We start from the raw sequence: 8,133 nt of genomic DNA, 5'->3' as shown, positions 1-8,133 counted from the left end.
GAGTTACTCTATCACTATTTCAGGAAAGCCCAACCGTGGGCTGGAGGTCTTGGGGAGCGAGCTGAATTTGCGCTTGCTATATATTCACCAAGTGGCTCCTTACTTTGAAGGAAGGACACTCACTGAGGGAACATCTTCTTTTCTGGAGACGCTAGTTCAGGACTATAAAATCCCTAAAGAAACACAGGAACTCCTTCGAAAGACCATTTCAATTATGGTGGAGCGTATTCATACATCTAGAGTGTTGAATTGTCCTATTCCTTACTATAGGAATGATTTAACAGAGACACCTTTAGCTGAGAAATTAATCTATCATATTGAGATGACTTATAAGATTTCCCTCAGTCAGTTTGAGATAGACTTTTTGTGTTTTCCGTTTAATGTCCGTTTTATTGACACTTTAAGCAAGACATCTTATCAATCTGAACAGCTTGCAAATATTTTTGAAGGGATTGTCAAGAAAGTCAAAGAAACAATGTTGGTTCACTTTGATGATGAAGAATTATTTGAAGAAATCAAATCTCATCTAGGCTCCTTAATCAATCGACTGATTTTCCATGTGCAAGCTAATGATATATTTCATGGCGAGGTTCAAACTCAATATCCTTTTGCTTTTGAAATGGCAAAAATAGCTGGAGAAGAACTATCTGCAATTTTTGGTTCTGAATTGGAATTATCTGAAATCGGATATCTGGCTTTGTATTTTGAAATGATTTTAAGAAAGCAAAATTCTGCTGTTAAGGGTTATCGCAAGCAGATAGCTGTAGTTTGCACAACAGGAAGAGGAACTGCTGCGATGATTATTCAGCAACTCAGACGAGTCCTTGGAAATGATGTAGACATTACTCAGTATTCTGAAGAGGATTTTAATGTGGATTTAAATCAGGACTATTTCGCGATTTTTACGACAGTTCCTCTAAAATATAAAGATTCTAAATCTCCAGTCATTCAAGTTAATCATCTTTTTGATGATCAATGGCTGCAGGAAGAATGGCAGAGGGCCAATGCTTTTCATCAAAAAAATCTAGAAACAGTCAGCTTACGTTTTCTTCGGTTGAGCCCCCAAAAAACCTATCAGCAATACTTGCTAAATATGGTTGCAGAGTTAGAGAAACTTCAGATGATTGATGAAGGTTTTAGAAATCGGATAATTGATAGGGAGAAAAAGCAATCAACCATTTTTGGTGGAGGAATTGCCTTCCCCCATACAATTAACCAGGGTTATGCAAAGACTATTTTAATGTTTGGAAAACTAGAAGAGCCTTATCAAAAAGGAGATGAATGGATTGAATTTATCTTTCTAGTGGCCATACCCTCAGAAATTGAAAGAAAAATGGAAAGTGAATTGCTGGAATTGTATGACGACATTTTTCGAATTGCAGGAGAGCCTTCTCTAAAAGAAGCATTGAGGGCTGTAGAAACAGAGACAGAGTTTCTATCATTTTCTAAGAGCAAAGGAGTATTTTAATGAATTCGCTAATAATTTTCGCTGTATTTGTCATGGCAGCTTATATATTTCAAATATTCCTCGGCTGGCAGCAACTCAAAGACTTCAATAAGACCTATACGATGCTCCGAAAACTGGGGCGCGTAGCGATTGGCAGGAAGTCCGGAAGAATAAAATCCGGTACGATTGTCATGTTCGCGGTTGATGAAAACGGTCGGGTTCTTAAAGCTAGCAAAATGCAAGGAGTCACAATCTTAGCGCGTTTTCAAAATATGGACGATTATGTTGGAGAAGACATCCATTATTTTGACAAGTATAATCCTCTTGTGAGAAAAGAAAATAAGTTGATGCAATCAGCCATAGAAGATGCTAGAAAAGTCTATCTTTGGCATGAGGCAGGTATTGAGAAAGAGACAAGTTCTTCTGATTCTTTTCTGGGATTCGGCTTTTATGCGAATTACTTACAATTATCTATTAAACAGTTATTTAAAAAAAATAAGAAAAGGAGTTCCTTATGAATCACATTACAAAATTTGCAGAGAGTTTTATGAAACTCTTCCAATTAGGTGGAGAAACCTTTATTAGCTGGATGACAAATATTGTACCGCTTGTCTTAATGCTATTGATTGCAATGAATACCCTTATCGCTTTCTTGGGAGAAGAAAAGGTCAATTCCTTGGCTAAGATTTCTGCCAAAAATCCTGTTAGCCGTTATATGATTTTACCTTTCATTTCAGCCTTTATGCTGGGGAATCCGATGGCGATCAGTATGGGACGCTTCTTGCCAGAATATTATAAACCTAGTTTTGTAGCAGCTCAGATGCAGTTCTGCCATACTTCAAATGGTGTATTCCCACATATCAATCCTGGGGAATTGTTTGTATGGATGGGAATTGCGACAGGAATTCAAACTTTAGGTTTAAGTCAGATGGACCTGGCAATCCGTTACATGCTTGTAGGAATTATCATGAACTTTGTTGGTGGATGGGTAACAGATTTTACGACTGCCTATGTTGCAAAACAGCAAGGTGTTACCTTGAGTAAAACATTTGATTGATAGAAAGAGTGAAATTATGTCATATAAGAGTATAAAAGTTGTTAAAGGAAATGGCGGTTTCGGAGGACCTTTGGTCATTACACCTAGTGAAGCTAAGCATAAATTCATCTATATCACTGGCGGCGGAGAAAAGCCAGATATTGTAGATAAAATTGCTGATTTGACCGGTATGGAAGCTGTTAATGGGTTTAAAACTTCTATCCCAGATGAGGAAATTGCTTTAGCAATCGTGGATTGTGGCGGTACTCTTCGCTGTGGTATTTATCCTAAAAAGGGAATCCCTACAATAAATATTGTCGCTACAGGGAAAAGTGGGCCTCTAGCTCAATATATAACCGAGGAAATCTATGTGTCAGCAGTTGGCCTTAATCAAATTTCTGCTGCTAATGAAGACGAAAAAGCGACAACTGTGGTAACTGAAAAGCCAACTTACGATACTAGTAAAAAAATTACAGAGCAAAAAGCTGAAACAAGTATTGTAGCACGAATTGGGATGGGGGCTGGTAAGGTCGTTGCAACTTTCAACCAGGCTGCTCGTGAAGCCATCCAAACAATGCTCAATACAATAATTCCTTTCATGGCCTTTGTTTCCTTGCTGATTGGGGTTATTCAAGGATCTGGTGTTGGAAATTGGCTGGCAAAATTAATGGTTCCCCTAGCGGGGAACATCTGGGGACTCGTTTTAATTGGCTTTATCTGTTCCTTACCATTCCTATCTCCTTTGTTAGGTCCCGGAGCTGTTATCAGTCAGATTATCGGAACCTTAATTGGAGTCGAAATCGGAAAAGGGAATATTCCGCCCCAAATGGCTCTGCCAGCTATATTTGCTATCAACACTCAAAACGGTTGTGATTTCATTCCTGTAGCACTCGGTCTATCTGAAGCCAAGTCTGAAACAGTTGAGGTTGGTGTCCCTTCTGTGCTTTATTCACGCTTTCTCAATGGTGTTCCGCGGGTGCTAGTAGCTTGGATAGCTAGTATTGGTCTTTATCAATAGACCTTTGATAGATGCACGTAAACAGAGCAACTATTATGTTAAACTTATCTATAAGCATAAGTTTAAGACAAATTAGAGAAAGGATAAATAGGAATTAGATGAAGAAAATTTTTGAAGCTAAAGTAATTCAAGTAGGGCCTGAAGCTCAGAATATGATTCAAGATGCCAATATGCTCATTTTATTTGGAGAAGAAGCACCAGAAGATTTAGCAGAGTATTGTTTTAAGATTGATAACAAAAATCTGCTAGGTTCAATACTAGAAGGTGGCAAGCTGGTGGTAGATAATCAGGAATATTCGATTAGTTCCGTAGGAAATGTAGTAGAAAAAAATTTAACTGGACTGGGACATATCACGATTTCTTTTGATGGTTCAAAAGAGGGGAGCCTTCCTGGTACACTCCATGTCGCAGCAGACCAAGCAGTAGTAATTGAAAAAGGCTCTACCATTCAGATTTTTGAAGTAGCTCAAGTAGGATAAAATATCTAAATAAGAATACTAGAAAAATAAGAGTCTAAAAACTTGATTCAGAGCCTGGGCAAAAGTCCAGGCTTTTGAGTCTAAATTAGAAAAAATAGATGACGCAGTGGTTGATTGGCATCTTCCTTCGCTTTTTAAGCCCCAAAGATTGCCTGATCAACTGTGCGGGGGTGGGAAGACGAACTTTTTAACTTGTTTGAAGTTCTTTCCCACTCCCTTTTTGATTGGAAGAATAATTTATGTTATAATGTTGTAAAATTTGTCATTATTTTTCAATGTTTTCGCAATATGACAAATCAATAAAATTTATAAGGAGAAAACCATGTCAGATAAAGATGGACAAGGTCAAGTGCAAGGGGCTTGGCAAGAAAATCAACCTAGCCAGCCATTGCAAGGGAATTTCCAGCAGATTCAGCCGCAAGGATTGCCTGATAAGAAGGGCAATATCGGAAAAGTCATAGGACTTTCAATTTTTGCTCTCATAATTGGTCTTTTGATTGGCAGCGGTTCAGCTTATTTTATCGGCAAGCAGACACAGACAAATAAGGATATTCAAAGGATTAAGCGTCTGAGTAAGGCTCAGGAAGAAGCCAAAGACAAGAGTGACAGCTTTACTACAGACGGGCAGTCGGTTCAGTTTAATTGGACTTTGAAAGACTTGGGACGGTTGAGCTATACAAACGATGAAGGATTAGGTCTGACGGCTGATCAAATCGTTGAAACTTATGGCTTGGCTAGTTCAGCAGAATATGATCGTAATCGTCTGTTACTCCGATGGGGCCCTTCTGTCAGGGACAAGGAGCAAAATATTTCTTTTCAATTTGATAAAGTTGACCAGAACTACTATCTGAGACAAGTGGTAGTTGGAGATTCTTTTAAAGAATATAGAAAAGGGAAGGAAACGACAGATTGGAGCGTATTATCTCCCAAAGACCTTGAACGTTTGAAAGTAGGAGACAAGGAAACGGGTGAAGGAGGAACAGCTTTATCAGAGGTCCTGAAGAAGCATCCTGTTCCGTCAGAAATTGTCATCGCAACCGAACGTGACGTAGATAATAAGATTATCTCCAACCGTCTGATTGCTGAGGTGACTTATAAAACAGAAGATAGTTATAAATATCTTCTGTTTGTAGGCCAGCCAGATGGAAATTTCTTATATATAAAGTCAGAGGAAATGTAAGTTTTTAGTTATTTAGTTTATCTTTTGTGACTGATTGATTTCAAAGCATTTCGTTATTAAAAGAGAACTGATAAGACTATTGAAAATAAACAAGAAAGAGGAAAGAAGATTGACAGAACAGCAAACACAGCATTCTTTTGAGCCTTCAAGGAATGCTCAGTCGCAAGAGAAATTCCCGCATCATTTTCAACCTCAGCAAGGCCATGTTTCAAGTCCGCAGGGACCAACCCCACCTTTGGCCAAGAATAAATCTTGGAAAGGAATCCTGATAGGCGGAGCCTTGCTCTCTCTTGGTCTTGGACTAATCGGAGGGGGAATCTGGGGCTATAGAATGGGAGTAGCGGAGGTCATCAAAGGGGAATATCCTGTGCTACATCCTTTAGCAGATGCTGGGGGATCAAAGAGGGATCAATCAGACCGCTACATTGATCCCGATACTACTGAGTTCAAGTGGGATATTGATAGTTTGTCAGAGTTACGGTTCAATACTATTCAGACAGATACGAATGGTACTTCAGTGGAAGATATTCTTGATAAATATGGCAAGGCTTTAAAAGAAGAAATCTCTCGTGACAGCCTTGATTTAGAGTGGGGAACGCTTCAAGATTCTGATGATGAGGAGGACTGGCCAGTTTATTATACAGATCAAACTGCTTCTCTGGATTTTGAGAAGAAAAAAGATGGTTTCTATCTGAATAGTCTTCATATCTATAATATTCGCTTTGAAGGAAGCAAACATAATGCTGAGGACGAAGCGATGGCGGCTGATTACTTTGAAAAATTGAAAAAAGGCGATGCAAAGACTGGTAAAGATGGCATTTCCTATAAGGATGTTTTTAAGGAATATGGCAGTCCGCGAAGTATCTCTATTCGTGTAGATGAAGATTTCAGTGAGGATACTAGTCAAACCATTATGGAGGCGGCTTATGACGCTCCTAATGATGGTACTTATAGGTTGTTCTTCGTTCAGCAGGAGGACGGAAACTATCTTTTGTCCACTACTGCCAATAAATAAAATAGAACTCAAATAATAAAAGGAGAAACAATGCCAGAACAAAATAAACCGCAGGAACAATCTTTAGAAGGATTGGCTCCGTATCCACAGCAAGTCCAGTCATCAGATCCAGGACAATTTTCAGCTAACTCAACGGAGGGGCAGCCTTTCCCAACAGAAGGAGGCAGTCCTGAAATGCCGAATCCTAATCAAGATTTTGGTGTTCAGCAACCCATTTTTGATGCTCCACAGCAGCAGATGCCTCAGCAGGATAATTGGGGAAATCCTGCTTTTCAAAAAGCAACGCCTCAGGGATTTAATCCAGCTGGTCAGAACTTTGCCGTACCACAGCAAGCTGCAAACTTTGCTGCCCAGCCAAGTCCAGAGCCAAAGAAAAATAGTACGGGCAAGCTGATAGGATTTTTAGGAATAGGCCTGGCAGCGGGATTATTGCTAGGAGGTCTTGGCGGCTATTTCCTAAATGATTTTATGGGTGGGGGAAGTGTGCCAAGTCTGTCTCGAAAGGGACATCAAAGCGATGTTGCTTCTTTTGTGGCTCCGACAAAAGAGGATGTGTATGAGTGGGAAGTGAAAGACCTTGAAAAGCTGAGCATTGTTAGTGCGGATGATGAAGGATTGACCCCAGAACAAGTAGTCAAAGATTTTGGCTTGGCCAGCAGTGTGACGTTTCAGGAAGAAGGGCTCTCATTGTCTTGGCTACCTGACTCTAGTTATACCACTCTGACCTTTATGAAACACGAGGATGGCAGTTACCATCTTCAGGGTATGAGTATTATGCCCGGCAGTGATGACTATAATAAAAAGGTATCTAGCCAGATTACAGAGAACTTAAAGACGGGTGATGCGGAAACAGGCGAGGGCGGTTCTTCCTTTAAAGAAGTAATCAAGGAATACCCAGAATATCAACATATCTCAGTTTATGGGGATGGTGAATCAGAGCCGAAGATGCTTATAAACTATGAAACCTCTTCAAATAAGGAGATAACTTTGACTTTTATCCGTCAGGAAAACGGACAGTATCTATTGAGTAATCTTTCTAAATAGAATAAATGAATAGGAGTGCTTATCTTACAGCTGGAAACTCCGAACGGTACGCAAAAGATCAAAATGACCATTGATGCCAACAGTGGGAACATTTTGAACGAAACGAAAGAATTAAATAAGATCGTTGGTATATAAGTTTGGAATTGCTTTGTTGGGCACGGACGAGAGTTCGTGTCTTTTTACAATCCGTATCTCATGTAGAGAATTTTGTAGGAGTTTTGCAATCCCCTTTTTTGTGTTATAATATTGTCTAATCAAGCTTCTTGGTTTACTTCAATTGTTCTTCAAGTTGTTGGAGATTGAGGAGATAAACAAACTAAAAGGCTAAATCATTCACGAATCGAGGGAAAAATCATGTCTGCTACTAAAATGAACGCTCAAGAAATTATCAAATTTATCGCTGATGCCAAGAAAAAAACTCCTGTCAAGGTAACCTTTGATGGAGAATTACACGGATCCATCCCTTGGTCTGTTGTGAAGTTAGGCAATGTTCTTTTTGGAGACTGGGAAGAAATTAAGCCACTCCTAGTGAACTTAGAGGAAAATAAGACCTATGTCGTAGAGCAGGATGCCCGCAACTCAGCGGTGCCGCTTTTGGACAAGCGCGATATCAATGCCCGTATTGAGCCGGGCGCTATTATCCGTGACCAAGTCGAAATTGGTGATAATGCTGTCATCATGATGGGGGCAGTCATCAATATTGGTGCAGAGATTGGCGCTGGAACCATGATTGATATGGGTGCTATCCTGGGTGGCCGAGCGATTGTCGGCAAAAACAGTCATGTCGGTGCTGGTGCTGTTCTGGCGGGAGTCATTGAGCCGGCTAGTGCTGAGCCAGTTCAGGTTGGAGACAATGTGTTGATTGGTGCCAATGCGGTTGTGATTGAAGGTGTACAAATTGGCAGTGGTTCCGT

At 39.9% G+C, this 8,133-nt stretch carries 9 protein-coding genes; all 9 read left to right on the top strand.

Annotated features, from left to right (window positions below; all coding sequences use genetic code 11):
* Positions 1-1,468 (top strand): PRD domain-containing protein (locus RWS24_RS10265; RefSeq protein WP_314367231.1); only part of this gene is annotated, 1,468 nt, incomplete at its 5' end.
* Entirely contained in the window at positions 1,468-1,965 is a 498-nt protein-coding gene (locus tag RWS24_RS10260; protein WP_049547734.1) for a transcriptional regulator GutM, read from the top strand. The genes RWS24_RS10265 and RWS24_RS10260, both read left to right, overlap by 1 nt.
* Positions 1,962-2,504, top strand: a complete 543-nt coding sequence (locus RWS24_RS10255) for a PTS glucitol/sorbitol transporter subunit IIC (RefSeq protein ID WP_002893982.1) — start codon at positions 1,962-1,964, stop codon at positions 2,502-2,504. The genes RWS24_RS10260 and RWS24_RS10255 overlap by 4 nt, the downstream gene beginning before the upstream one ends.
* 16 nt (positions 2,505-2,520) lie before the next feature.
* Positions 2,521-3,501 (top strand): PTS glucitol/sorbitol transporter subunit IIB, encoded by a 981-nt coding sequence (locus RWS24_RS10250; RefSeq protein WP_314367226.1) that lies wholly within the window; start codon positions 2,521-2,523, stop codon positions 3,499-3,501.
* A gap of 98 nt (positions 3,502-3,599) precedes the next feature.
* Positions 3,600-3,980, top strand: a complete 381-nt coding sequence (locus tag RWS24_RS10245) for a PTS glucitol/sorbitol transporter subunit IIA (protein WP_002902105.1) — start codon at positions 3,600-3,602, stop codon at positions 3,978-3,980.
* A gap of 322 nt (positions 3,981-4,302) precedes the next feature.
* Positions 4,303-5,160 (top strand): hypothetical protein, encoded by an 858-nt coding sequence (locus RWS24_RS10240; protein ID WP_125337601.1) that lies wholly within the window; start codon positions 4,303-4,305, stop codon positions 5,158-5,160.
* A gap of 79 nt (positions 5,161-5,239) precedes the next feature.
* A complete protein-coding gene (locus tag RWS24_RS10235; RefSeq protein WP_049547736.1) occupies positions 5,240-6,175 on the top strand; it encodes a hypothetical protein in 936 nt (311 codons plus the stop codon).
* Positions 6,176-6,205: 30 nt separating this feature from the next.
* Positions 6,206-7,219 carry a hypothetical protein gene (locus RWS24_RS10230; RefSeq protein WP_049547737.1) on the top strand — a complete coding sequence of 338 codons (1,014 nt, stop codon included), beginning with the start codon at positions 6,206-6,208 and terminating at the stop codon, positions 7,217-7,219.
* Positions 7,220-7,573: 354 nt separating this feature from the next.
* On the top strand, positions 7,574-8,133 hold a 560-nt coding region (gene dapD / locus RWS24_RS10225; protein WP_314367222.1), incomplete at its 3' end, for a 2,3,4,5-tetrahydropyridine-2,6-dicarboxylate N-acetyltransferase.

The organism is uncultured Streptococcus sp., from assembly GCF_963528215.1.
Classification (GTDB): Bacteria; Bacillota; Bacilli; order Lactobacillales; family Streptococcaceae; genus Streptococcus.
This window is presented reverse-complemented; position numbering and strand designations above follow the sequence as displayed.

Excerpts from the sequence above, each read along its gene's own strand:
- RWS24_RS10245 (WP_002902105.1), top strand. The coding sequence starts at position 3,600 with ATGAAGAAAATTTTTGAAGCTAAAGTAATTCAAGTAGGGCCTGAAGCT.
- RWS24_RS10255 (WP_002893982.1), top strand. The coding sequence starts at position 1,962 with ATGAATCACATTACAAAATTTGCAGAGAGTTTTATGAAACTCTTCCAA.
- RWS24_RS10240 (WP_125337601.1), top strand. The coding sequence starts at position 4,303 with ATGTCAGATAAAGATGGACAAGGTCAAGTGCAAGGGGCTTGGCAAGAA.
- RWS24_RS10260 (WP_049547734.1), top strand. The coding sequence starts at position 1,468 with ATGAATTCGCTAATAATTTTCGCTGTATTTGTCATGGCAGCTTATATA.
- RWS24_RS10250 (WP_314367226.1), top strand. The coding sequence starts at position 2,521 with ATGTCATATAAGAGTATAAAAGTTGTTAAAGGAAATGGCGGTTTCGGA.
- RWS24_RS10230 (WP_049547737.1), top strand. The coding sequence starts at position 6,206 with ATGCCAGAACAAAATAAACCGCAGGAACAATCTTTAGAAGGATTGGCT.